This window comes from Paenibacillus sp. JT22N12, from assembly GCF_056269365.1.
The window spans coordinates 230,826-255,701 of the sequence record NZ_JBWDNU010000004.1 but is presented as its reverse complement, the minus strand read 5'-3'; the positions used below and the strand labels follow the sequence as shown (position 1 = coordinate 255,701).

Annotated in this window: 19 protein-coding genes; 3 read left to right on the top strand and 16 right to left on the bottom strand. The window is 52.8% G+C overall.

The annotated features are described in order from the left end of the window. Positions 1-10 precede the first annotated feature (10 nt). The 12 genes from iolG to AC0YOA_RS16695 all read right to left on the bottom strand — a co-directional run bounded on the left by iolG (position 11) and on the right by AC0YOA_RS16695 (position 17,375). Positions 11-1,033 carry an inositol 2-dehydrogenase gene (gene iolG / locus AC0YOA_RS16750; protein ID WP_475787553.1) on the bottom strand — a complete coding sequence of 341 codons (1,023 nt, stop codon included), beginning with the start codon at positions 1,031-1,033 and terminating at the stop codon, positions 11-13. A gap of 54 nt (positions 1,034-1,087) precedes the next feature. Continuing rightward, positions 1,088-2,533 carry a CoA-acylating methylmalonate-semialdehyde dehydrogenase gene (locus tag AC0YOA_RS16745; RefSeq protein WP_475787552.1) on the bottom strand — a complete coding sequence of 482 codons (1,446 nt, stop codon included), beginning with the start codon at positions 2,531-2,533 and terminating at the stop codon, positions 1,088-1,090. A 222-nt stretch (positions 2,534-2,755) separates the two neighbouring features. After that, complete coding sequence (gene iolC / locus AC0YOA_RS16740; RefSeq protein ID WP_475787551.1) at positions 2,756-3,766, bottom strand: 5-dehydro-2-deoxygluconokinase; 1,011 nt, start codon at positions 3,764-3,766, stop codon at positions 2,756-2,758. Next, positions 3,763-4,692: a myo-inosose-2 dehydratase gene (gene iolE, locus AC0YOA_RS16735; protein WP_475787550.1), complete on the bottom strand. Its 930-nt coding sequence runs from the start codon at positions 4,690-4,692 to the stop codon at positions 3,763-3,765. Before iolE ends, iolC begins: the two co-directional genes overlap by 4 nt. Positions 4,693-4,742: 50 nt before the next feature. Further along, complete coding sequence (gene iolD, locus AC0YOA_RS16730; protein ID WP_475787549.1) at positions 4,743-6,605, bottom strand: 3D-(3,5/4)-trihydroxycyclohexane-1,2-dione acylhydrolase (decyclizing); 1,863 nt, start codon at positions 6,603-6,605, stop codon at positions 4,743-4,745. Positions 6,606-7,070: 465 nt separating this feature from the next. Next, on the bottom strand, positions 7,071-8,087 hold the full coding sequence (locus AC0YOA_RS16725) for an iron-hydroxamate ABC transporter substrate-binding protein (RefSeq protein ID WP_475787548.1): 1,017 nt from the start codon (positions 8,085-8,087) through the stop codon (positions 7,071-7,073). A gap of 248 nt (positions 8,088-8,335) precedes the next feature. Beyond that, a complete protein-coding gene (locus AC0YOA_RS16720; protein ID WP_475787547.1) occupies positions 8,336-10,123 on the bottom strand; it encodes a right-handed parallel beta-helix repeat-containing protein in 1,788 nt (595 codons plus the stop codon). 294 nt (positions 10,124-10,417) lie between these two features. Beyond that, complete coding sequence (locus AC0YOA_RS16715) at positions 10,418-12,082, bottom strand: type 2 periplasmic-binding domain-containing protein (RefSeq protein ID WP_475787546.1); 1,665 nt, start codon at positions 12,080-12,082, stop codon at positions 10,418-10,420. A gap of 54 nt (positions 12,083-12,136) precedes the next feature. After that, the gene (locus AC0YOA_RS16710; RefSeq protein WP_210043470.1) at positions 12,137-13,075 is read right to left on the bottom strand and encodes a carbohydrate ABC transporter permease; all 939 of its coding nucleotides are present in this window, start codon (positions 13,073-13,075) and stop codon (positions 12,137-12,139) included. Then, positions 13,075-13,983 carry an ABC transporter permease gene (locus AC0YOA_RS16705; protein WP_210043472.1) on the bottom strand — a complete coding sequence of 303 codons (909 nt, stop codon included), beginning with the start codon at positions 13,981-13,983 and terminating at the stop codon, positions 13,075-13,077. Before AC0YOA_RS16705 ends, AC0YOA_RS16710 begins: the two co-directional genes overlap by 1 nt. 190 nt (positions 13,984-14,173) lie before the next feature. Then, on the bottom strand, positions 14,174-15,589 hold the full coding sequence (locus tag AC0YOA_RS16700) for a response regulator (RefSeq protein WP_475787545.1): 1,416 nt from the start codon (positions 15,587-15,589) through the stop codon (positions 14,174-14,176). Continuing rightward, positions 15,582-17,375 carry a sensor histidine kinase gene (locus AC0YOA_RS16695; RefSeq protein WP_475787544.1) on the bottom strand — a complete coding sequence of 598 codons (1,794 nt, stop codon included), beginning with the start codon at positions 17,373-17,375 and terminating at the stop codon, positions 15,582-15,584. The genes AC0YOA_RS16700 and AC0YOA_RS16695 overlap by 8 nt, the downstream gene beginning before the upstream one ends. Positions 17,376-17,828: 453 nt before the next feature. Between AC0YOA_RS16695 and AC0YOA_RS16690 the strand changes: the two genes are divergently transcribed. Both AC0YOA_RS16690 and AC0YOA_RS16685 read left to right on the top strand, forming a co-directional pair. After that, positions 17,829-18,182, top strand: a complete 354-nt coding sequence (locus tag AC0YOA_RS16690) for a nuclear transport factor 2 family protein (protein ID WP_475787543.1) — start codon at positions 17,829-17,831, stop codon at positions 18,180-18,182. A gap of 23 nt (positions 18,183-18,205) precedes the next feature. Then, the gene (locus AC0YOA_RS16685; protein ID WP_475787542.1) at positions 18,206-19,147 is read left to right on the top strand and encodes an alpha/beta hydrolase; all 942 of its coding nucleotides are present in this window, start codon (positions 18,206-18,208) and stop codon (positions 19,145-19,147) included. 302 nt (positions 19,148-19,449) lie between these two features. On the opposite strand, the gene AC0YOA_RS16680 is transcribed toward AC0YOA_RS16685, so the two are convergent. The 4 genes from AC0YOA_RS16680 to AC0YOA_RS16665 form a co-directional block, all read right to left on the bottom strand. Beyond that, on the bottom strand, positions 19,450-20,775 hold the full coding sequence (locus tag AC0YOA_RS16680; RefSeq protein ID WP_475787541.1) for an outer membrane protein assembly factor BamB family protein: 1,326 nt from the start codon (positions 20,773-20,775) through the stop codon (positions 19,450-19,452). A gap of 230 nt (positions 20,776-21,005) precedes the next feature. Continuing rightward, positions 21,006-21,845, bottom strand: coding sequence for a sugar phosphate isomerase/epimerase family protein (locus AC0YOA_RS16675; protein WP_475771241.1), 840 nt, complete (start codon positions 21,843-21,845; stop codon positions 21,006-21,008). Positions 21,846-21,889: 44 nt separating this feature from the next. Further along, positions 21,890-22,768, bottom strand: a complete 879-nt coding sequence (locus AC0YOA_RS16670; RefSeq protein WP_475787540.1) for a sugar phosphate isomerase/epimerase family protein — start codon at positions 22,766-22,768, stop codon at positions 21,890-21,892. A gap of 24 nt (positions 22,769-22,792) precedes the next feature. Then, positions 22,793-23,872 (bottom strand): Gfo/Idh/MocA family protein, encoded by a 1,080-nt coding sequence (locus AC0YOA_RS16665; protein WP_475787539.1) that lies wholly within the window; start codon positions 23,870-23,872, stop codon positions 22,793-22,795. A gap of 144 nt (positions 23,873-24,016) precedes the next feature. On the opposite strand from AC0YOA_RS16665, the gene AC0YOA_RS16660 reads away from it, so the two are divergent. Further along, positions 24,017-24,874: a helix-turn-helix domain-containing protein gene (locus AC0YOA_RS16660; protein ID WP_475787538.1), complete on the top strand. Its 858-nt coding sequence runs from the start codon at positions 24,017-24,019 to the stop codon at positions 24,872-24,874. Positions 24,875-24,876 lie beyond the last annotated feature (2 nt).

Below are 24,876 nucleotides of genomic sequence, written 5' to 3'. Positions count from 1 at the left end.
TTCACACTCCTTATTTAAGGTCCTCAATCTCCGAGAGCTTCACAACCCGCTGCTGCTGGTGGGACAGCTTGGCGGCCAGAGCGATGCGCTCCGCCTGTCTGCCGTCGTTTCCATTCACCGGTACGGGTTTTCCATTCAGCAGGCAGTCAATGAACTGCTCCGTCTCATCCATATAAGCGCCTTGATAACGCTCCAAAAAGAAATGCAGCGGCTTATCGCTTCTGAGTCCGTTCTCTGTCGTAAGGACAGCTGTGTTGGGATGATCGTTGGTGACGGATACGGCCCCTTTCGAGCCGAATACCTCGGCACGCTGATCATAGCCGTATACCGCCCGGCGGCTGCTGTCAATGAGCCCCAATGCGCCGTTCTCAAACCGCAGGGTCACAATAGCCGTATCCACATCTCCGTATTTGGAGAAAACCGGATCGATCAGGACGCTGCCCTGGGCAAAGACCTCCTCGACCTCGCTGCCGGAGAGAAAACGCGCCATATCAAAGTCATGAATCATCATATCCATAAAGATTCCGCCTGACACCCTGATGTATGCCTCTGGCGGCGGCTCGGGATCACGCGAGGTGATCTTGATCAGATGGGGGCTGCCGATCTCTCCGGCCTGTACATGCTCGCGAACCCGTTTGAAATTATGGTCAAATCTGCGGTTGAACCCGACTTGCAGCTGTACGCCTGCCTTGCGGACCTCTTCAAGCGCCTCTTCCGTCAGGCTGATGTCCATGCTGACAGGCTTCTCGCAGAAGATATGCTTGCCCTCCTGCGCCGCTCTCTTGATCAGCTCCACATGCGTGTCCGTGGACGAACAGATAAACACCGCGTCAATGTCCGGGTTGGACAGGATCTCTTCGCTGTCCTTCGTGACGATCCCGATCCCTCTGCTCCCGGCCCATTCCTGCAGCTCTTCACCGGCAAAAAGATCGCTGACCGCGACAATCTCGGCTTCCGGAATTCTCCTCAAATTATCGGCATGGATCTTCCCGATCCTTCCTGCGCCGATCACACCTATTTTAATCTTCTTCATGCTCATCGTCCTCCGCTCCATCCGGGCTGCTATATATAGGTGTGACTGCCCCTGTTACCAGCGGGCGGTCACCATTTTTTTGCGGGTATAAAATTCAACGCCATCCGTTCCGTTGGCATGCAGATCGCCGTAGAACGAATTCTTCCAGCCTGAGAACGGAAAAAACGCCATAGGGGCGGGAACACCCAGATTAATGCCCAGCATGCCGGCTTCAATCGTCTCCCGGAATTGGCGCACGCTGCTGCCGTTCTGCGTAAACAGGCAGGCTCCGTTGCCAAGCTCCGAGCGATTGGCAAGCCCGATGGCTTCATCCAGCGTATCGGCCCTCATGACAGAGAGCACCGGCGCAAAGATTTCGTCCTTCCAGATCTTCATGCTTGTATTGACCTGATCGAATACGGTAGGCCCGACAAAATAGCCTTGGCCCGCTGCCGCAGCGTCCTTGCGTCCATCCCGGACCAGCACGCCGCCTTCGCTTTCGCCGGACTCGATGTAGTGGAGCGTCCGTTCCTTGTGCGGCCCACGGATCACCGGCCCCAGGAACGTTCCTTCGTTCAGGCCGTTGCCTATGGTCAGACTGTCTGCCGCATCGGTCAGCCTGCGGACTAGCTCGTCCCCGATCTCGCCTACCGCGATAACGACGGCGCAGGCCATGCAGCGTTCTCCCGCCGACCCGAAAGCGGCGTTTACGATTTCCTTCACGGCCAGGTCAAGATCGGCGTCAGGCAGCACGATGGAGTGATTCTTCGCTCCTGCCAATGCCTGCACCCGTTTGCCATGCCTGGAAGCGGTGGTGTATACATACTCGGCAACCGGCTGGGAGCCGACGAAGGAAACCGCCTTAATATGCGGGTGCTCCAGGATGCCGTTGACGACATCGCGGGCCCCGTGCACGATATTCAGAACGCCGCCCGGCAGTCCCGCTTCTTGAAACAGCTCTGCGAGCCGGTTCGCCAGCTGCGGCGTCCGCTCGGATGGCTTCAATACAAAGGTGTTGCCGCAGGCAATGGCCAGCGGGAACATCCAGCAGGGCACCATCATCGGGAAGTTGAACGGGGTAATGCCCCCTACAACGCCAACCGGGTAACGGTACATGCCCGACTCCAGATTGGTCGCGATATCCGGCAGCTGCTTGCCCATCATAAGAGAAGGCGCGCCGGCCGCAAATTCGACGCATTCAATGCCCCTGAGCACTTCGCCGTAGGCTTCGCCATAGCTCTTGCCGTTCTCCAGCGTAACCAGCTTGGCGAGCTCTTCCCAGTTCTCCACCAGCAGCTGCTGGTATTTGAACAATATCCGCGCGCGGCGCGGTACGGGAGTTTTGCTCCATGCCGGGAAAGCCTGCTTCGCCGCTTGGACCGCCAGATCGACATCCGCCTGCGAGGACAGCGGCACCTTGACGAGCACTTCCTCCGTTGCGGGATTATAAACATCCTCGGTTTCCGTAGCAATTGCGGCGATCCATTCGCCGCCGATCCAGTTTTTCAGCGTCTGTGTCATATAGGTCTCCTCATTCTAAAAGACTGGCGATAGCTGGCTGCGCTGGCGAAAAAGTCTTCCGCTGTTCGCGGGGAGCTTAACTTTCGGCGATAGTTATCCCCTGATTTTCAAAAAGCGGCCCATTCGGTTTCCATCCGCTTCACCAGCTAAATCTCCAGTCTTTTATGTTTTATTATGCCAAAGGTGGTTCAAGTCAGCCCGACAGGAATGACGGGCGCAGCCTCACCCCGCTGTAATTTCGCCGCGGTTGCAGCGTTCGATGTAGTCTTCCACTTGTTCCACGCTAGGCATCGCATCAGAGCAGCTGTGGCTTGAAATCACGATACAGGCCGCAGCGCTGCCGAATTCCATGCTCCGCTCGATCGTCCAGCCGGACAGGATGCCATGCAGGAAGCCGGCCGCGTAGGAATCGCCTGCGCCGAAGGTCTTGACGACCTTCGCCGGATAAGATTTGGCCTTATGCTCCGCGCCATCGCGGGTATACGCAATGGAGCCTTCCTTGCCATGTTTGATAATGACGATGCCAGCCGAATAATTGAACCATTTGGAGGCCGTAAACTGATCGCTGCGCTCCGGATTTTGCTCGAATCGTTCCATCATATCGAATTCTTCCCGCGTACCGACAATGATGTCGCATTTTTCAGCAGCCAGATTGTAGTAAGTGGCGGTTTCCTCTGCGGAAATCCAGGTGTACGGACGGTAATCGATATCGAATACGACCGTGGTTCCATGCTTTCGCGCATAATCCAGTGCCAGAAATACAGCTTCGCGTGAAGGGCTTGCCGCAAGCGCGGTACCGGAGATGAGCAGCACCTGGCTCGCCGCAATCAGCTCCTCGCTGACCTCAACGGGAGTAAGCTTCAGATCGGCAGCGTTATCCCGGTACATCAGAATGCTGCAGTCCGTGGGACTTTTGATTTCCGTAAAAGCCAGCCCCGTTACTGCCCCCGTGTTGTCCGTGACCACGTTTCGGGTGTCGATGCTGTTCTTCTCCAGATAACCGGCGATGAACCGTCCCATCGCATCGTCCGCTATCTTGCCGATGAACGCCGTTTTGTGGCCGAGTCTGCTCATGCCGATAGTGATGTTGGCCGGAGAGCCTCCGACATATTTGGTAAAGGTCATCGTCTGCTCCATCGGGCGGTTGATCTCGTTGGCGTTCAAATCGATGCACAGCCGTCCGATCGCCGTGAAGTCAAAGCTTCTTCCCGAGGGAAATGTCACATAGGTCATGCTCTGTCACCTGCCCCGCTTGTCAAAATGGATTGCATATGGGATTGCAAATATGCGATCGCTTTCTCGGCATACTCTCGCGCAGGATGCGCAGCCGGGTCCTGCTCGCCTTCAAGCATTGCCCAGCCCCTGTAATTTCGGCTGACCAGCTCCTCCAGAATAGGGCGGAAATCAATGACGCCGTCTCCCGGCACCGTGAATACCCCATTGCGGATGCAGGTAATGAAATCCGACTGCTCCGCTCTGGCCTGCTCAAGCTTATTCAGGCGCACATCCTTCAGATGAATATAGGCGATCCGGTCGTAATGCTTGCGCAGCACGTTCAGGGGATCTGCCCCGCCATACAGCGCATGTCCCGTATCGAAAAGCAGAAACACGGCTTCTGGATTCGTCAGCTCCATCAGCTTGTCGATTTCGTCGGGACGTTCAACAACGGTGCCGCCATGATGGTGGTAAGTAAGCTTCAATCCGTATTCCCTGGCGATTTCGCCTGCCGCGTTCAAACCTTCCGCCAGGCTGCTCCAGCCAGCTTCATCCAGCCGCAGCACCTCGCGCTCATTGGGCGAGCGCCTGGGGTCAAAATGAAGGGAACCGCCGACTTCGCATGTGCTGATCACCGTGCTGCCCAGCTGCTGCAAGAACCGGGCATGCTCCCGGAAGGCATCCAGCTCGGCTTGGCGATAGCCGGGATCAGAGAACAGAACGGATTTCCACTGGGAAACCAGCTGAATATTCCGCTTGGACAGCTCTTCCTTGAGCAGCGCGGTATCCGTAGGATATTTGCGCCCCATCTCCGTGCCCGTCAGACCCAGCGACTGCATATCGTCCAGAATTTGCTCGTAGGTCGTGTCGTCCCCGTGCTCCTTGACGTCCTCGCCAACCCAATTAATGGGATGGGCGCCTAATTGAAAAGGAAATTGTATCATTATGCCCTCCTAATAATTCGTGTTCAAACATTCAGCTGTTTGAACAACCTTTAGTAAGCTTTCGCCGTCTGCAGCCGTTTTTGCATCTCCGCATGCGCTTCGAGCACCTTGCCGCTCTCCGACACGGCGGGCACGCCGACATTCCACCAGGACTCGTAGCCGTCCGTATTGGTCCCCGGAACGACCGGGATCTCAATCAGCGTCGTCCTCGTCTCCTGCTTTGCCTGAACAATCGCCTCGCGCAGCTCTTCCGCCGTATTGGCCTTATAGGACGCCGCCCCAAGGCTGCGGGCATGGGCAGCAAAATCAATCGGCATGAAATCGCCGGTATAACGGCCTGTTTGCGGCTCGCGGTAGCGGAATTCATTGCCGAACCCGTCGCTGCCGTTGCCTCTTTGCAGGTTATGAATGCATTGATATCCATGATTGTCGAACAGCAGAATCGTAAGCTTTCTTCCTTCCTGGAGGCTTGTGACGAGCTCCGAGTGAAGCATCAGGTAGCTGCCGTCTCCGACAAGAGCGTACACATCCCGGTCCTTCTCGGCCAAAGCCGCGCCGAATGCGCCGCTGACCTCGTAGCCCATACAGGAAAATCCGTATTCCATGTGATAGCCGCCCGGTTTGCCGACTCTCCACAGACGCTGAAGATCGCCCGGCAGGCTTCCGGCCGCGCAAACCACAACAGCATCTTCGCCAATCGTTTCGTTAATGACGCCAAGTGCGCGGGTTTGCGCAAGGCCGCCTTCCCATTCCAGGGCGTACAGCCTGTCGACTTCGTTCTCCCATTCCGTTCTCAGTCTGGCGACCTCATCCCCATAGCTGCCGGAAAAGCTGATATCCGTCAGGTTGTCCTTCAGCATAGCCAGCGTTTCTTTCGCATCCCCGGTCAAGGACAGTCCGCCCAGCTTCGCGGAATCCATTCCGTTGATGTTAATATTGAGAAACTCCGCTTCCGGATGGAGAAAGGCCGATTTGGAAGCTGTCGTAAAATCCGAATACCGGGTTCCTACGCCAATGATCAAGTCTGCCTCCTTGGCCAGCTTGTTCGCAGCAAGCGCTCCAGTTACCCCAATGCCTCCGACATTCAGAGGATGCTTCCAGGATATGGAGCCTTTCCCCGCCTGTGTTTCCGCTACCGGAATACCCAGTGCCTCCGCGAATGCCTTCAGTCCATCCGATGCGGCGGAATAACGGACGCCGCCTCCGGCGATGATGATCGGACGCTTCTTGGACTTGATTAATTCGACCGCTCTTTGAACGGCATCGCGGGCCGGCAGGCGTCTTTCAACATAATGAACGCGCTTACTAAAGAATGCTTCGGGATAATCATAGGCTTCGGCCTGGACATCCTGAGGAAGCGCGAGCGTAACCGTGCCGGTGTCCGCCGGGTCCGTCAATACCCGCATTGCGTTAATCGCAGCGTTCATCAACTGCTCGGGGCGAACGATACGGTCCCAATATTTGCTGACCGGCTTGAAGCAGTCGGTCGCCGCTACCGTATAGTCGCTGCTGACTTCAAGCTGCTGCAGAACCGGATCGGGCTGCCGCGATGCAAAATTGTCGCCCGGCAGCAGCAGCAGCGGGATGCGGTTGACGGAAGCCGTACCGGCCGTCGTTACCATATTCAAGGCTCCCGGTCCTATGGAAGAGGTACAGGCGAAAATCTGCCTGCGGTTCATCTGCTTCGCATAGGCGGTCGCCGCATTGGCCATGCCCTGCTCGTTCTTGCCCTGCACATATTGCAAACTGCCGGGACTGCGCTCCAGCGCCTCGCCGATTCCCGTCACATTGCCGTGACCGAAAATCCCCATAACCCCGGCAATAAATTTCGTTTCCTCGCCATCGATCGAGATATACTGATTATCCAGAAACCGTAAAAGAGCCTGTGCCATCGTTAACCGTATTGTACTCATTTTATCCTCCTCAGCAATTGGATTAAGCGCTTCTTCTATTTAATGATATTAATAACTAATACCATACAATAATAATTAGGTGAAGCGCTTAACTTATTATAGGTCTGAACGAGCAGCGAATCAACCTATTTCTTTGATCCGCATGTGGCCGGACAGCCGTCATGCAACGCCGCACCGCGCACTTGGAGCTGCACGCGGTGCGTTTTACAATAATATTTTCGAACTATCTATGATATTGGACAGCGAAAAGTTCCAACGATTAAGAAGCCAGAAGATCGGCCTCTGCATGGGATGTGTCCCGCTTAGATTTATGCAAAGTGACGTTAAGGTCGCCTTTGTTTGCCTCTCTTGACACAGAAAAAGGGGCTGCTCTCTCAGGTCCGTTTTACGACCTTTTTGGAACAGCCCTGATCCTTTTTTGCAGTTGTGGGGAAGCATGTACACCGCGGCCGGTTAACGCCGGGTTTACTTTGGCAGCGCCTGTTCGCCGTTAACGAGCGCGTCGACTACAACTCCCAGCGCTTTGCTTCGGGCAAGCGGAAAGTCCGTGCGGAAAAACCAGTCGGGAACACGGTACACATGATTGTTTTGCACAGCCTTCATATTTTTCCACAATGAGCTCTGCAGCAAATCATTGTACAACGCTTCGCCCTGCTTGTCTCCGCCCTGCACAATGGCGCCTACATCCAGCAAAATATAGTCCGGATTGATCTCAGGCAGCGTCTCCAAGGAAATCGTTTGGTTAACCCCTTCGATGGCCGACACCTGCGGAGGCGCCTTCAACCCGAGATCATGATACAGAAGCGTTCCGGTCAGCTGCCGCTCTCCGTACAGCCTGTATTCCTTTTTGAGCACGCGAATGAACATGACAGTCTCGTCCGGTCCGATCCGCTCGCTCAACTGCTTCTTCGCCTCTTCCACCTTCGCCGAATATTGCGCGATCCATTCGTCGGCCTGACTCTCCCGGTTCAGCATTTGTCCCAGTTCCCGCAGCGCGGTCTGCCAGTCTTTCGGCGTCACCGATACAATGATGGTCGGAGCGATTTGGGTCAGGCTGTCATAATCGAGCTTCTGCACATCCGTCCCTATGATCAGATCCGGCTGGGCAGCCAAAACGGCTTCCAGGTTCGGCGTATCTCCCAGATTTATGGCCTCTTTCAGTGGATTGCCGTCCATATAAGAAATTTCCGTCGTACCGGCATAGCTTCCCGTCGCAACGGGCTTGATTCCCAGGGCAAGCAGCGAGTCGGCCACCCGATAGTCCAATGCGGCAATCCGTTTGGGTTCGGCCGGAATCGTCGCTTCCCCCTTTAGATGCTTGACCGTCCTTGTTGCAGGCGTTGTATCGTCGGTTGTTCCCTTGCCCGAATCTCCGGCTGGAGCGGCGGCTTGATTTTCCGAAGCACCGCACCCGCCGAGCAGACCGATGATCATTACTGCTGCAAGGAGCAGTGCCGGAAATTTGCGTTTAAATATTTTCAAGTTATAAACCCCTCCGAATCCAATATATGATAACGATTCTCATTATCAAATATTCAGGCACCTCATGTCAACCTTTTTCTGCATTTGAATCTGGAGAAACGGCAACGATCTCTTTTGTATCCCGAATTTCAGCTTTGTGCGATCCAAATTCAGAAATTGAGGGTACAAATCAATCGGAAGATCATTGCCGCCTGGAGCGTCTTTGATCGGCTCATGGTTTTAATTGATGGAGATTTTGCTTTTTGGCGCTAGCCGATAACCGGCAAGCTCTGCTCCGGCGACACCGTCAGCGTATCCCGTTTCATATCCTGAATTCGGATATGTTTATGGTCCGCTCCGCCGCCAGAGAACGAATTATCGGCAATTGTCACGTCACTGCAGGCCCTCAAGCGAATTATATCCGGGATAGCCGATGATTCTCCTGTTACGGAAACTTCATTGTGCGTGAAGCTTAATTGCCGTGTGCTCTTGGCACCCAGAACCGCTGCGTCAGACGTCAGAAAATAATTGCCTTCTACACGGATATTGGCATGGACAGGCTTATCCGCATGAGCTTCCGTGTTCTCGGGCGCGATATAAATAACGGGATTGCTGCTGCTCCCGCACTCGATAAAACGGTTGCCGCAAATCGCAATATCCTTCACCCTGCCGGATTCATACCAGCTCTCCGCATCATCGGCAACCAGCACGCCGCTCATGGTCATGCGTTCAAAGTGATTATTTTCGATTACAACCCTCCTGCGCGTCGTCACAAGTACGCCCCGGGTGGGAACCCGTGCAAAATAATTATTCGTAATTTCAACCTCAGGCGTCCAGGTTATATTTTCCACAACATCGCCAGGCATTATCCCCTCCGGAGCAGGCTTGCTTAAGGTAAGCAGGATCTCCCGGGGATTGACGGCCTTAACAGCCTTTACTACATTCCCGGCATAGGCGGCAAGCGAGCTGCTTCTGACGAATTCAATCTCATCGCCGGGAAAGAAAGCGTCAAAGCCGTAGCTTTGCGGATGCATGAACCGGAGATGCAATTGGTCAGGCGCAGGCGTACCGATAATCTGCAAATGCGTGCCATGCACATTTATCGGATCGTCATGCCCGCCGATGAACCGGCTGCTGCTGATGCTCACGTTGCCCCGGCAGCCTGACAAGTGGATAAAATCGGCGAAGGCCGCGACCGTTCGGCCGGTTTCCGGACGGGGAGCCAGATTCAGCCTGTCAAAGCGCAGATTCTCGCTGTACTGGCATACGATGCCAAGCCCATGCATAAAGTGCATGCCGACATTTTCCCAGGTTATGTCGCGGCTCTTCAAAATAAAGGCTCCGACCTGATCGCGCAAGCCGTCGCGAACCTGCAGAACCCGACCCACAACCTGATTCGGAGCAGCCTCCATATGCAGCCGCAGCCGGTAAGGCTCAAGCTCTTCAACACGGACGGCCTTCTCCATCAGATTATCGATCCTCCAGGTCTTGTCGATAACCGGATCATATTCCTGCATGGGACCTTCCCGGAAGCGCCAGCCGTCGCCAAGAAAATACAGCCTGCCCGCTTCAAGCTCATAACGGAAATCGGGATGGATCCTGACATCGAAATAATCGCTCCCGCTTTCCTCGATGGTCATCTCCGCGACGGTCGGCCTTTCGTACTCTGTATGGACACCGCTGATTGTGACATTCTCGCAGGAATCGATCACAATCATCGTCTGTTTGCCATGGAAGACGAACAGGGAGCCGTTCCCTTCCAATACTACATCCTTCATGCCTTTGAACAGGATCCCGACCGTCTTGGTCACATCCGGATTCTCTTCCTCACTGGCCGTGTTGGAAATGTAATAAGGCGTTCTGGTCGCGTGCTCCGGGTGAAAATCATACCGCCCTGTCTGGCATTCCAGCATGACTGGACCTTCAATTCGGGAAGCAGCCTCAATCGCACGCTGCATCGGAACCATGGAATCCGCCCCGGAATCCGGCAGCACGCCATAGTCGGTAAGCTGGATGACTGCGGGAGCGGGAAATGTTCCCTTTTCCTTAGTTGGCATTCTATGAACCATCCTTTGTTTGATTGTATATGTTCTGTGAACAGGCCGGGTAGCCGGCGCTTGACGAAATAAACCAAGCTTGAAAAATTAATAGGGCCGTTTTTCAACAAGGATCTGGCCGTTTTTCAACAAGGATCTGGCCGTTTCCGTTCCGTCACATCGATGACAAGCATAATCAAAATACCACCCTGGTCACCGTTTGCGAAGCTGGAAATCCGCCATTGATTGAGATTGAGCTCCAGGACAATAAGAAGGATTCCGCATATGATAGGCGGAATCCTTCCTTAACGAAAATTATTTATTGATTTTCGCCATTTCGGCGTTTACTTCTGTAATCGCCTGCTGCAGCCCTTTGCTGTCGTAGCCCTTCAGGGTTTCCTGCCACATTTTGACCGGATCGTCCTTGCCGAGAATCACTCTTGTGAAATCATCGTCGAAGTTGATGCCAGAGAGCTTATCCTTCGCCGGCGTGGACATCGTATAAATTTCAAAAGCGGTTGGAATCGCCTTGGCGTTCGTCATCTGCCAGTTCAATTCGTCCTGGACAAATTGCACCGATTCATCGCCGAATGCCGCTCTGTTCGCCTCGCTGTCCTCCAGTGTGCTTGCATTTCTCCAGGCAGCCAGCTGCGAGATAATATCCAGGGACGGATACTCCTCCTTAAGATCAACATATTGGCCTTTATCGTCTTTTGGACGGGTAATCGTATATTTGTCGCCATCCTTGGTGTAATCCTTGCCTTCGATGCCGTAGTTGTACAAATCCTGGGCTTCAGGCGAAAGCAGCCAGTCGTAGATGCGCAGGATGCGGTCAAGCTTCTTGTCATCGACATCGGCGTTAATCATCGTTTCAGACCACCATGTGTTTGTCGTATGACGGTAGATATTGCCGTCCGCCGCAGGCCACAGATGAAGCAGCTTGACGTGGTCGTCGAATTTTTCACCCGGATTGTTTTTTTCCCACTCTGCCTTAACGCCGGTTGCGCCTTTGATGGAATCCACGTTAAACGACAAAGCGCCCGCCTTGTTCTGGTAGAACTTCTGGTTTGCTTCTCCCGCCTTCTCAACCGCAAAATCCTGATCGAGACCGCCGTCCGTATACAATTTGCGGGCCTGCACCATAACCTGCTCAATCTGCTTGGAGGAATAGAACGGAATCCATTTGCCGTCTTCCTTCACCCAGCTTGAATTGTCGAACTGCGGGAAAGTAGGGATAAATACATATTTAAAATAGCCGAGCGTATTCATAACGACACCGGTTGTATCGTTCTTGCCGTTGCCGTCCGGATCCTGATCCGCAAACGCTTTCATCATGGCTGCAAATTCGTCGAAATTAGTTGGATCCTTAATGCCCAGCTTATCCATCCAGTCTTTGCGGACGAACAGCGCGCGGTCAACCGCCCACAAATCGGTGTTCGGATAAGTCATGCGCGGAATCGCATACAGCTTGCCGTCTTTATAGATTCCTTTCACGTCTTCCGCCTTGGCAACCTTCTCCACATTCGGGTAAGCGCTAAGGTCATCCGGCAGGGTATGAATCAGCTCCTGATTCACCCAGTCATTGTACGTAGCCGGATTATCGTTGGTGATGCTGTGTGTAATGATATCCGGAAGCTGTCCGGCTGCCGCCCACACCTGGGATTTCTCCTTATAGTTATCCCATCCGATATCCATTGGCTTCAGAGTAACGTTGAAATCCTTTTCAATCTTTTGCAGCACCTCGTCATTCTTCCCGAAGCCTACGCCGATCCCCCACCAGGACAGGGAAATATCCATATGCTCCGCAAACGGATTATCTGCGGCAGCCCCCGTATCCGTCTGGTTTGCGGCATTTGACGAATTCGACGCATCTGCCGCCGGCTGATTATTCCCCGTGTCATTGCTGCCGCAGCCGGCAATCAGCGTAACCATCAAGGCGGCGATTAAACACAACAGGACCTGCAGTTTTGCTTTCTTCATGTTCTACGTATCCCCTTAATTTTATTTTTTTATAATAAAAGCCTTACGCTTCTATCATCCCTTGATCGAGCCGATCATGACGCCCTTGGAAAAATATTTCTGCAGGAAAGGGTACAGGCAGACAATCGGCAGAACACTGACGACCAGAACCGCCATTTTCAGCATTTCCGGACGAAGCTGCGAATTTTGCGCTACAACCGAGCTTACATTGATTCCTGACAGCAGCTGCTGGTAATTGGTCAGCAGCTCCCGCAGCAGCGCCTGTAGAGGAAGCAGCTGCACATCGGTCATGAACAGCACGCCGTACCACCATTCATTCCAGCGGTCCACCGCATAGAAAAGCGCGATGGTGGCGATCATGGGCTTCGATATCTGCAGAATGATTTTATAGAGAATCTGAATCTCGTTGGCTCCGTCGATCTTGGCCGATTCCTCTAGTGCCGCCGGCAGCGTCCGGAAAAAAGCGATACAGATGATCAGATAGAAGGTATTGACGGCCACCGGTAAAATCATGACCAGCAGATTGTTGATGAGCCCGAAATTTTTCATCATCAGGTAGAACGGAATCAGGCCGCCGTTGAAAAACATGGTGAACAGGATGGCCGACATAATAAACTTCCGTCCGGGAAATCCGTTTTTGGAAAGCACATAGGCGCCCGACACGGTGACCAGCATGTTTAAGGCCGTGCCTGCTGCAGTCACGAACAGCGTGACGTAGAAAGCTTTCAGAAACCGCGGCTCATGAAAAATATAGCTGTAGGCCGAGAAGTCGAAGGTCGTCGGGATCAAATATACGACCTGCTTGGAGATCGCAACCGTGTTGCTGAACGACATCAGAATAACATTGTAGAACGGAAATATCGTACAAAGAGTCAGCAGCATCAGGATCGCATGGATAATCATATCCGCCGCATTCAGTTTGCCCCGTCTTTGCGCCCATTTTGCATGATCCACAACCGGTGCCTTGCTTTTTTGATTCAATGCCGGTTCCATTACACCAGCCCCTCCCCACCCAGTCGTTTGACAATAAAGTTCGCGAAATACAAGAGTGCGAAATTGAGGACAGCCTTGAACAGCCCGACCGCCGTTGTAACCCCGAAGCTTAAGCCGTCGCCGAACGCGGAGCGGTACACATACGTATCGATGATATCGCCTGTTTTATAGACGCCGGGATTGTAAATGTTGAAAATTTGCTCAAAACCGCCATTCATCGCATTGCCCACAGCAAGAATGAGCAGGATCGCCGCCGTACCGCGGATAGACGGCCATGTGATAGCCTTCAACTGCTGAAACCGGCTTGCGCCGTCCACGTAAGCGGCTTCATACAGCTCCGGGTTGATGCCGGCAATGGCCGCCAAATAAATAATCGCGCTCCAGCCTACTTCCTTCCACATATTGGACAGGAAGACGATCGGCCGGAACAATCCGGGATCGGTCAGAAACGTATGCTTCTCAAAGCCAAGCGCGGAGATGATCTGGTTCAGCACGCCCGATTCGCCGAGAAAGTTAAGCATAATTCCGCTTATAATAACCCAGGAGATGAAATGCGGAAACGTATATACCGTCTGGTAAAATTTCTTCAGCTTCTCCTTCATCACTTCATTGATGAGCAATGCCAGAATAATGGCCGCCGGAAACTCGATGACGATCCTTCCCAGGCTGATGATGATGGTGTTGTTGAACGCCTGCCAGAAATCGCTCTGTTTGACCAGCTCCCCGAAGTTGGCCAGCCCCACCCACGGGCTTTGCAAGATGCCCGCTTTGATATGAAATTCCTTGAAAGCGAGCAAAATTCCATACATCGGAAAGTATTGAAAGAGTAAATAATAAAGTACGGTAGGAAGGAGCAGAATGTACAGGAACCTGTGCTTGTAAATGCCCTTCCCTAATAATTTTTCCATCTTGGACCTCCTCGTAAGCGTTACCATGACCTCGTCATTTATTATCGCCCCTGCCGGCCCAATGCGTCTATGCACGCAATTTATGGTTTTGAAGCTGAAAATAAAGCGCTCACAAAAAAAGAAAACTTTCCCGGAAAGTTTTCTAAAGATAATCCATATGGATTCTAAAAATAATGCATAGCCGGGAGCGTCACTCCCGGTCATTGCGGTATTGGCTGGGTGTTGTCCCCGTCATTTTTTTGAAAATGCGGGCAAAATAAAAATAATCCTGATAACCGATTTTCTCGGCAATCTCCTGGATGGAATATTGTTCATGATCCAGCAGCTCGCGTGCGTAAGCGATGCGCAGTCTGGAGATATAGCCGGTGAAGGTTTCTCCGACCTCTTTCTTGAAGAGCTGGCTGATATAGCTCGGATTCATAAAAAACTGATCCGCCAGGCTTTGCAGCGACAGCTCCTGGGTGAAATGGTCCGTAACAAAGCGGAGAATGGCGTTGAAGGTCCGGTTCTTGGTTTCAACGGACAGCGGGTCGGCGGTGCCGGAATAACCGGTGGCGAGCGATTCCAGTTCATCCAGCATCGCAAATACATGCTCATACGACTGGACCAGCTGCTCGTAGCTGTACAGAATGCTTTCCGTCTGTCCCAGCTTGAACAGGAACGAAACCGTCATATTATACACCTGAAAGGCATGCCGGATAGACAGAGCCTGCGCTCTGAACAGCTCCCCGATCCGTTCAAAAACGAGATGAATGGCCGGATTGTCCTTGTCGCGGACGGCGCTGCTCATATCCACCATATACCGGTTCAGTTCCTGATCCCGGAACGGCTGCTGATCATAGACCGCGGGCTTCCCGGTAACAAAAAATTGATGCGCAAGCATATCGGCGCCTGAGATTGCGTCCCTGATCCCGCCCAAATCTGTTATTTTGCCGCTGAAGCCGATTCCTCTGATTCCTTGCGGGACGCCCGTCCTCCATTTGTCCCTGAGGGCTGCCGCCTGACGCTCTTGAAGCAGGAAGGCGGTTTTGGCGGTGCCGATTTTCAGCTTGATGACGGGCCCCTGGATGCCTTCAAGCTCGGACGAACCGACGGAGACAACAGCTGCAATGCCTGCGCTGCTCCAATCGGAGAACCCCTCCTTCTCCAGCTCCTCCTGCAGCTTCAGCTGATTCCCGGCGCTTGGATCCTCCAGCAGATGGATAAGAGAAGAATCGCGCGTTGGCCTTGCGACCGCATGCATCCGGCTTATTTTCGCCAGCACTCCGTTGATCTCGATTTCATCAAAGGGCTTCAGGCAATAAGCCAGAGCCCCGTGCGTCAGCGCTTTCTGCGCATAGGCAAACTCGGCGTAACCGCTTACGACGACAAAATGGATGGGAAAAGCCAGGCTTCTGGCCCGCTGGATCAGCTCCAGGCCGTTCATTTCCGGCATCCTGATATCCGTAAAGACGACATCGGGCTTAAGCCTGTTCATCGCCTCAAGCGCATCCACCCCATTGTAGGCCTGGCCGACCACCTCGAAGCCGTGGCGCTGCCAATCGACCATATCCTTCAAGCTTTCCACGACCCAATTCTCGTCATCGACAATCAGCACTTTAAGCATTCAGCTCTCTCCTCCCCGCAATGGTCAGCTCGATGGCTGTTCCGCTGCCAAGCGTACTCTCCACACGCATGCCGCATGCCTCTCCAAACATAAGCCTGATCCGGTTATTGACATTGACCAGCCCGATGCTCCTCTGCTCCTCGTCTTCTTCCGCAAGAGCGGACGGCGGGGCCGCCAGAAGGGCGCGCAGCTCCGTAAGACGGACAGGATCTATGCCCATGCCGTCATCCACAATTCTGACGACAAGACTTCCCTGCCCGTCGACGAATCCCCGTATCTCCAGAAGCCCGTGCTTCAAACGGGGCTCAAATCCGTGATATACCGCATTTTCCACGAGCGGCTGCAAAATCATCTTCGGAACCCGGTACGCCAGAGCCTCTTCCGTACATTCATAATCGACGGAGAAACGGTCCTCGAAGCGGATCTGCTGAATGCTGACGAACGATTTGATGATACCCAATTCCTCGCTGAGCGGAACCATGCCCGTTCCCTTGATGCTGTAGCGGAAAATACTCGACAAGGCGCGCGTCATTGTTTTGATCTGGTTCTGCTTGTTGACGACGGCGATCCCCGTAATCGCTTCCAGCGTATTGTACAGGAAGTGGGGATTGATCTGGCTTCTCAGGAAAGCCAGCTCGGATTTCTTCTTCTCCAGCTCGATGCCGTACAACCTGGTATTGGTCTCGATCAGACGCTGCGTCAGCTGGTCGATTTCGTCCAGCATGCTGTTCAGCTCGGAGGCCATAATGCTGATTTCCATATAGCCCTGCAGGGAGATTCTTTTTTTGAACTTCAGCAGATCCCCGCGCTTGACGGTGGTCATGAAGAACATCATTTTTTTCAGCGGCCAGAGAATATTATTAATAATAAACATGAAGGGAATCGCCAGAATCAGCAGGCAGATGGCCAGAATCAGCAGCTCCTGCCTGCGGATGTCGAGCAGATCGCGCAGCAGCTCATCCTTGGGCGCCATGCTCAGAATGCTTCCGTCGATGTCCGGAAGACTTTGCCTTTGCATCACATAGAGCTTGTTGTTCCATTGAAGCGCTTTATCGCTTCCGGCTGAAGTGCCGCTGGGCAGACCAGTCAATTGGGTGCCTACGCTTACATTTTGCAGATTGCTTGTAATCACCTTCTGGTCCCGGTCCAGCAAATAAATTTGCGTGTTGGTCTGCTTGGAGGAATAATCCTGCTCGCCGACCAGCGCCTTCGGATCTACGATGAAGAACATCGTGCCGACCCGCGTGTTGAACAGCTCGCCCTGCTTCATGTAGTAAATGCTGGTGGCGAAGACCAGTCCCTCTTCCCCTCCGAATAGCGTTCCGAACCGCTGGACACCCGAGTAATAGGCATTTACCTTGGGCGGAACGGCATCTCTGAGTGCGGATACATACTTGTTCCCGCCGTACAGATCCACCCACTGCCCGTTATTTCCGGAGAGGACGATATCCAGAATGCCCTCCTTCAGCTCTCTTTGGCTGATGAACAGCTTGTTTAATTTTTTGAACATGTCGTATTTGAGCAAAGCGTTCTTCTCCACCAGGTAGTTCTGGACTTCCTCATTGTAGGATATATTTTGCATCAGCCTGTAGATGACATCCTTGTTGGAGGTTACATTCTTCTGGATCTCCGATATCGTCTGCTTGACATATTCCTCATGATTCCGCGTAATCATCCCGGACATGGTGGAGTAGCTGTGAAAAATAATAATCAGGATCACCATGATGAACGAACCCGCCAATATAAACAATTGCGAGCGGATCGACAATCTTCTCAGGAAGGCCAAGCCCTCATCCCCGTCCTTGTAGAGTAACTATTGCTTTTATATCGCCTATTATTACGTTAAGCGGCGGGCAACGTCAATCCATCGGAAAAACAAGGATATGAAGAAACGGATTCTCACTGTTGATCATCGCGATTATTGCTTCTACCGCTTTACCCTGATCTTCCTTTTGCGCAGCATCAAATGCTTGATAAAAAGCTTCATAAATGGGGGCATTTCCGGCTTTGGTTCAGCCAGTTTTCTCGAATGCCCCCTAAATCCGGGTTAAAAGACACCTGGTTCTTCATTCGTTGTTTTGATTCCAAATGGTGCAAGTTCAACAGCGCCTGCCTGCAGGTGTAAAATAATATAAATCCAGATTTTGTAAGGTGAAAGCTCTATGTAATATGACATAACGTAGTCATATTATACAGGTTATACTTTGAAGTGAAATCAACGATGAAAGGGAGACAATACATGATGAATAAATGGCCAAAACCTATTGAAACATATTTCCATGCAACAAATTTCCCTGATCCGAATGCTTTTCTTGCCATCTTTGCAGAGGACGCTATTGTTGTTGATGAAGGGAAGGAATACAGCGGGAAAGCCTCCATCAAAGAATGGTGCGATCATCAGCATTTTTCTACCAAACTTACTATAGAAATTATGGATGCGAAAGAGATCAATAATGAAACTGTGGTCACAGCTGCGGTGGATGGCGATTTTGATAAAACAGGTCTGCCGGTGCCCCTCTTGCTTGATTTTCATTTTATTCTCAGAGATGAGTTTATTTCACAATTAACCATTGTATTTACACCTAATAAATAGCTGCAGACCGAGGAGAGAATCTAATGGAAACGAAATACGATCCGGAATTAAGTGTAGTGTTAGACACTATGAAGGCTTTGAAGCTTGATCATTCCGAAGAAACCAGAAGCATGATCAAGGAAATGCTATTGGCATCGACACCGGTTATACATGAATCTGTTTCTATAGAAGACCGATTCATTCCAGGTCGTGAAGGGGGGCCAGATATTCGCATAAGAATTTATGGACCAGCCGTAAGAAACGAGATTCTTCCCGGAACCCTATGGATACACGGCGGGGGATATGTTGTTGGCAATCCAGAAATGAATGATGATCTATGTTCACTTTTTGTTACAGAAGCTCAATGTGTCGTTGTTTCCGTAGATTATCGATTGGCTCCCGAAAATCCTTTTCCGGCTCCATTGGAAGACTGCTATACAGCATTAGAATGGTTTGCTGAACATGCAGCTGATCTGGGAGTGGACGCCTCTCGTCTTGCTGTCGCAGGGAACAGTGCTGGCGGCGGATTAACAGCAGCAGTTTCATTATTGGCAAGAGATCGTCAAGGTCCTTCGTTAATATTCCAAATGCCTCTCTATCCCATGATTGACGATCGAAATACAACTCCATCCAGTCATGCAATCGTAGATGAACGAATATGGAATCGGGAATTAAACCTAAAGGGGTGGGCCATGTACCTGGGAGAAGATCATCGGGGTGAAGTATCACCCTACGCGGCCGTATCTCGCGCTACTGATTTAACAGGATTACCTCCAACCTATACCTGCGTTGGAGAATTAGAACCCTTTCGTGATGAAACGATCGATTATATCGCACGGCTTAGCCGTGCCGGCGTCCCAACTGAATTCCATCTATATCCTGGATCTTTTCACGGTTTTGAAATAGTCGTTCCTCAAGCGGAAATCAGCAAACGTGCCAAAGCACAATATGTCGACGCATTAAAGAGAGCTCTTCATAAAAATTAATATATAGGTTGTCGACAAGACCTTGATTTCGGGGCCTTGTCTTGTTTTGTGTTTGAATACTGTATAACAGTTTTTTTGCCTGAATTAAAAAGACCGCCTTAACCTCGCCTGCCTGGACAGGTGGTTGGCGATCTTTTTGTACGTACTGGAGATGGCGGTCATCCATGCCTGCTCCACCACTTGTTTCCGTCCCCATAGCCGGCAACAGCGATGTCCGTGGAACGATTTGGCGTAGGCGAAACTTCGTCAGGCAGACGCATCATGTCATTTATATCTAAAATTGGATATATATAGTGTATTTCCTACTTAAGGCTTTTCGGCTGCGGAAAAGCCAGCAGCTTGCCTTTGGTCTGCACAACGATCATCCCGTCTGCAGCAAAGGTCGGCCCGAATACGCGGCCGTAGGTCAGCAGCTGCTCGACCGGTTCGGCTTTGAGCAGGTCGATGGCAATCAGACGCCCGTCGGTCTGGGCGACATACATGCCGCCTCCAATCAAATCGATGCGGGCAATAGGATTGGAGAGGCCTCCATTATAGAAAACTGGCCCCTTGTTGGCCAGCTTGACGCCAAGAATACTTTGACTGTCCGAGAAGATCAGCCGCCCTTCAAAGGGGCCAAGCGCATAACGGACATCGCCGGCTGCCGGAGACAGATAGGTCTGCTTCACGGCTTCGGCGGGAACCTCATTCCGGGGATATGCGTATACCTTCATCCCCACCGCGATATAGACTTGATTGCCGCTGATCCAGGCTGTTCCGGGAGAATAGAATTCCTCTTTATCCAGATCGATATTTTCCGGATTATAATCGACGGACTTTATCGCCTTCCCGTCCTCAATGCCCAGGGTATCGAGCGTGACCAGCATGCCTTTATCGATAATGGTCTGCTGCCGCTGCACAATAATCGTATCGTTCTCAACCGCAATCGGAAAGCTCTTGTTCATCTTCTGCCAGGCCTCTTTGCCTGTATCTTGATTGAAGGCATGGAGCACTTCGTAGGAATACGCACCCGACTCGATGTTGGACGCGAATATGCGCTCCCCGGCAAATAACAGCGGCCCTGGCAGCGGCTCCTTATAGTCATCGCGCCACAGGAAGGAGCCGTCTGAGACCTGGTAGGCCTGGATGTCTCCATTCAGAGCGTACAGCTGTTTCCCATTCACATACAGCTGCGAAGTGCCTTTGCTCGGCACGGCGGATGTCCACAGCTTCTTGCCCGAAGCGGCGTCAACCGCGTACAGCACGCCGCTGTTCGACACGACATATACATGTCCGCTCTCATACACAACGGTTGTTTTGAGGCTGCTGCCGAAGGACCACAGCTTCTTCCCGGTTGTGGTTTGCACCGCCAGCAATTGGCCTCCCTGGATCAAAAACAGCTTGTTCTCCCCGGAGGCCACCACGCCGCCGCCCATGGACTCATCATCCACAGGCTTATCCATGGCGATTGCCCAGTAATCCTTCACAGTTTTGGTCTGTACAGGGGTATCAACATTATTGCCCACATAAGAGGTATGCGGATCGACGCCCGCATAAGCAGCGGAGCCTGCAAGCATAGAGATGGAAACTGCAGCCGCTGCCAGTGTTAAAATGGTTCTCCTCAGCAGCGATTTTCTGATAGAAAGCATTCTATTCGCTCACCTGCCTTATCCTAGTCATCTGGCGGAAATACGATTTCATTCATTTTAACATAATTAAGTACCTCCTGAATGAATCTGCATATAAGCGGAGCATGAAGGAATTTTAACCTTTCTCATAGTAGAACAAAAAACGGCAAGGGCTCCGCAGTCTGTAAGACAACGATACCCCTGCCGTATATTATGATGAAGCTCATCTACCCGGAATAACAGGTTAAACATTAACCCTGCGAATGAACCAGCTGATTGATGATTCGCACCGCCCGCTCCGATCCCGAACGCTGCTCTTCCAGTCCTTCGTACTCCACGGACAACCAGCCGTCGTAACCCGTCTCCGCCAGCTTGCCCACAAGAACTGCAGCCGGAACATCGCCTTCGGTAGGAACGGTTCCCACATAAGGATCGCCGGCGATGGAGCGGTACACACCTTCCGTCTCTTCCGGTCCAACCTTGCGGAAGTCCTTGGCATGCACATGATGAATATAGGCGGATACCTGATTGAAGGCTTCCACGGGCTGTTCGTCAACAAGCAGGAAATTGCCCATATCAAAGGTGCTCCGCAGTGCAGAGGAGCCGACTGCTTCAATCAGCTCTACGACCTGGTCTCCCCTGCCTGCGAAGATGCCGTGATTCTCCAGACAGAGCGTGACCCCTTTGGATTCAGCATAATCCGCACCCTGCTTCAGACCGTCCACAATCCAGCCTTTTGCCTGCTCGTAGCTGATGCCATCCCTCTTGTCACCCGCAAATACACGTACGACCCTGGCGCCAAATTCCACCGCCATATCGACGGAGCGCAGGATATCCTGCACCTGTGCCTCTCTCGCGGCGGCATCGGTCTGGACAAGATTGTTGCAGGCCCCGAAACAGGCAAGCTGGATGCCTGTACGAGCAAGCGCATCGCGGACGGCAGGAATATCCGTCTCCTCATTCCAAAATACGCTGAGCAGTTCAACCCCCTGCGCACCCGTAGAGGCCGCAAAATCGATAAAGTCGGCATTGGTCCATGATTTGTCAAACAAATATTTGTGGCAGCTCCAGACACTAAGCGATGTTTTCATAGGTTTCGTGCAGCTCCTCTTTCGTTTCTTGGGGAGAACCGGCGCTAACGATAGACCTTGATAAACTCGACGGCGCGGCGGATATCCAGCTCCGGCTTGTCGCCAACCTCGCGTTCAATCGTCAGATAGCCGCTGTAGCCGATTTCCTGAAGCGCGGCAAAGTAAGCCTTGAAGTCAACCATGCCTTCACCAAGCGGCACTTCTTCAAAATCCGCGCCTGAAGCAGCCATCTCGGCAATATGCTCATGGCTCATGGCGTCGTAGCCAAGAAATCCGTAGACCTTGCGCGGGTCCACGATACGCAGCCGTTTGCCGTCCTTCACATGCGTGTGCACGATGTAATCCTTCAGCGTATGGACGCCCCGAACCGGATCATCTCCTGTCACCATGACCATATTGGCAGGATCGAAGTTGACGGAAACGCCGTTCGTGCTGAGCGTGTCGAGAAAGCTCTTGAGATGGGCCGCAGGCTCCGGTCCGGTCTCAATCGCAAAATAGGCATTCATGCTTTTCGCATAACGGCCGAGCTCGTCGCAGGCTTCCTGCATCGCCTCATAGATTGCACCGCTGCCTTCATGCGGCACAATGCCGATATGGGTAGTGACGATATCCGTGCCAAGCTCGATCGCCAGATCGAGAATGCGCTTGGATTTCTCAATCTTGACCGCATTGGCTGCGCGGTCCTGGAAGCCATGGCCGCCCAGATCGCCGCAGAGCGCGGAAATATCCAGCCCCAATCCGTCGATCATGCTGCGCAGCTCGCGCCTGTCCTCAGCGGACAGGTTGGCAGGGTCCATTTCGCCGGAAACGGCATAAATTTGCACGCCCTCCGCCCCGACCTCTTTTGCTTTCAACAAGCCATCGCGAACGCCAAGATTGAAGCTGTCCACAATGACGCCGATTTTATTCGTTAATTTCACCATGGTCTCTCCTTTCCTGGTAGAGCATCAGTCAAAATGAATTTCTTTGCCTTGGCTCGCCGACTCATAGATCGCCGACAGCAGCTTTGTAATTTCCACGCCGTCCTGTACAGGACTGAGCGTCTCCGCCGTACCCAGGCAGCTGTTGATGAATGTGGCGATTTCCTGGCTGAAAGCCTGCTGGAAATCAAAGCCCAAATGGTCGACCTGAGGTGCGACATTTACGATGGTATTGTGGCTTTCCGTCATGATCGCAAGCTCCGGCTCCAGTTCCGCGCCGCCTTTATCGCCATAAAGCTTGACCGTCAGTTCATCCTTCTTGGCATGCAGCGTAAAGCTGACGTCCACGAACAGAGACGCGCCGTTCTCGAATCGGATCAGCGCATTGGCCATATCCTCGACATCATTGCGCTCCGCGTCGTAATCGGCAGCTTTATAGAAAGACAGATTCTGTACATTCGACCGGTTGCCCAGCTTGCGGTAAGTGTTGCCGCTGACGGATTTGACCTTCGGCTTGCCCATCAGATACCAGCATACATCGATAATATGCACGCCAAGATCGATAATCGGCCCGCCGCCGGAGCGTTCCTTATCGGAAAACCAGCCTCCCGGATTGCCCAGCCTGCGCAGACATGAAGCTTTGGCATAGTAGATCTCGCCAAGATCGCCGGCATCAATAAAGCGGCGCAATACTTCCGTGTTGGAGGCATAACGGCGGACAAAACCAACCTGCAGCAGGCGGCCGGACCGCTTCACCGCTTCCTCCACCAGCAGCGCGTCGGCGATCGTCTTGCACAGCGGCTTCTCGCACAGGACATGCTTGCCGGCTTCCAGCGCAGCAATGCTGATCTCGGCATGCGTGTTGTTCCATGTACATACGCTGATGGCATCAATCTCAGGATCGGCCAGCAGCTCCCGGTAATCCGTGTATACCTTCTCGGCCCCGTATTTGACAGCAGCCTCCTTCGCCCGTCCTTCATTCAGATCGCAAATCGCAACCAAACGCGCATCCGGATTGGCCGCATAAGCCCCCAAATGCGCGCTGGATATGGAACCTGCACCAACAACACCAATATTCAACTTCGTCTTCCGAGCCTGAATTGTCATCCATTCCATCCTTTCACCCTGGTTTGAAACCGGATATAATAAGTTCATGAACGTCATGATTAATTCATCTGCATGGGACGCTTGTAATAACGTTCACCTTAGTCCTTACGATAACACGGCTTCAGCGGAGGGAGAATGCACGTTATGCCAACATACATGGATTATATGATCAGCCCGCTGCCGATCCGGATATTCCAGTGCATGGTTGACCACAGCAAGCTCAGCGTCAAATCGCTGGTGATTCTGCATGCCGGCCATCTGCCGGGCCGGACGCTGCAGCGCAACGGAACCACCTTCGACCATTGGGCCTTCGTCTATATCGGAGCCGGACGTGGTTATTACCAGGCCGGAGACGGTCCGCGCCAGACGGTAGAAGCCGGGACCATGTTCTGCCTGTATCCGGGCACGACATTTCATTATGGGCCGGATCAGGACGGATTTTGGGACGAGTATTATTTTACCCTGGAGGGGGAGCGGCTGCAGGAATGGCTGGCGAATTGGTGCCAGCAGCCGGAGACCGTCAAGACGATCGGCATTGAGGAGGCTTTTTTCAGCAAAATGGAGATGGTATTCATGCTCATGGAGAGCGGCATACCGGCCAATCAGGACCGTGCGTCGCTGGCGCTTGAGGCGCTGCTCTACGAGATGGCGGACCGTGCGCGCCAACCGGCTGCCACCAGCCGCAGCCTGTTCGTCCACAAGCTGATCGGCGATCTGACCGATTCGGTCTACCAGCCGCTGGACAGTGCGGCGGTCGCTGCCCGCCATCATATCTCGATCCCGACGCTGCGGCGTATGGTGCATGAATACACGGGTTATCCTTTGGGCGAGTTCGTGCATCGGCTGAAGGTCGCCGAAGCGAAGATGCTGCTGCTGCGGACGGACAAGACGCTCAAGGAAATTGCCGCCATGCTGGGATACGCGGACGTCTTCTATTTCTCGCGGCTGTTCAAGAAAGTCGCCGAGGTGTCGCCGAGGACGTACCGCGCCCGCATGGGGTGAGC

Coding starts and splice junctions, on each gene's coding strand:
- iolD (WP_475787549.1), bottom strand. CDS start 6,605: ATGAGTACAATACGGTTAACGATGGCACAGGCTCTTTTACGGTTTCTG.
- AC0YOA_RS16675 (WP_475771241.1), bottom strand. CDS start 21,845: ATGAAAACATCGCTTAGTGTCTGGAGCTGCCACAAATATTTGTTTGAC.
- iolG (WP_475787553.1), bottom strand. CDS start 1,033: ATGAAGAAGATTAAAATAGGTGTGATCGGCGCAGGAAGGATCGGGAAG.
- AC0YOA_RS16660 (WP_475787538.1), top strand. CDS start 24,017: ATGCCAACATACATGGATTATATGATCAGCCCGCTGCCGATCCGGATA.
- AC0YOA_RS16680 (WP_475787541.1), bottom strand. CDS start 20,775: ATGCTTTCTATCAGAAAATCGCTGCTGAGGAGAACCATTTTAACACTG.
- iolE (WP_475787550.1), bottom strand. CDS start 4,692: ATGATACAATTTCCTTTTCAATTAGGCGCCCATCCCATTAATTGGGTT.
- AC0YOA_RS16715 (WP_475787546.1), bottom strand. CDS start 12,082: ATGAAGAAAGCAAAACTGCAGGTCCTGTTGTGTTTAATCGCCGCCTTG.
- AC0YOA_RS16705 (WP_210043472.1), bottom strand. CDS start 13,983: ATGGAAAAATTATTAGGGAAGGGCATTTACAAGCACAGGTTCCTGTAC.
- AC0YOA_RS16685 (WP_475787542.1), top strand. CDS start 18,206: ATGGAAACGAAATACGATCCGGAATTAAGTGTAGTGTTAGACACTATG.
- AC0YOA_RS16665 (WP_475787539.1), bottom strand. CDS start 23,872: ATGACAATTCAGGCTCGGAAGACGAAGTTGAATATTGGTGTTGTTGGT.
- AC0YOA_RS16670 (WP_475787540.1), bottom strand. CDS start 22,768: ATGGTGAAATTAACGAATAAAATCGGCGTCATTGTGGACAGCTTCAAT.
- AC0YOA_RS16710 (WP_210043470.1), bottom strand. CDS start 13,075: ATGGAACCGGCATTGAATCAAAAAAGCAAGGCACCGGTTGTGGATCAT.
- AC0YOA_RS16745 (WP_475787552.1), bottom strand. CDS start 2,533: ATGACACAGACGCTGAAAAACTGGATCGGCGGCGAATGGATCGCCGCA.
- AC0YOA_RS16690 (WP_475787543.1), top strand. CDS start 17,829: ATGATGAATAAATGGCCAAAACCTATTGAAACATATTTCCATGCAACA.
- AC0YOA_RS16720 (WP_475787547.1), bottom strand. CDS start 10,123: ATGCCAACTAAGGAAAAGGGAACATTTCCCGCTCCCGCAGTCATCCAG.
- iolC (WP_475787551.1), bottom strand. CDS start 3,766: ATGACCTATGTGACATTTCCCTCGGGAAGAAGCTTTGACTTCACGGCG.
- AC0YOA_RS16700 (WP_475787545.1), bottom strand. CDS start 15,589: ATGCTTAAAGTGCTGATTGTCGATGACGAGAATTGGGTCGTGGAAAGC.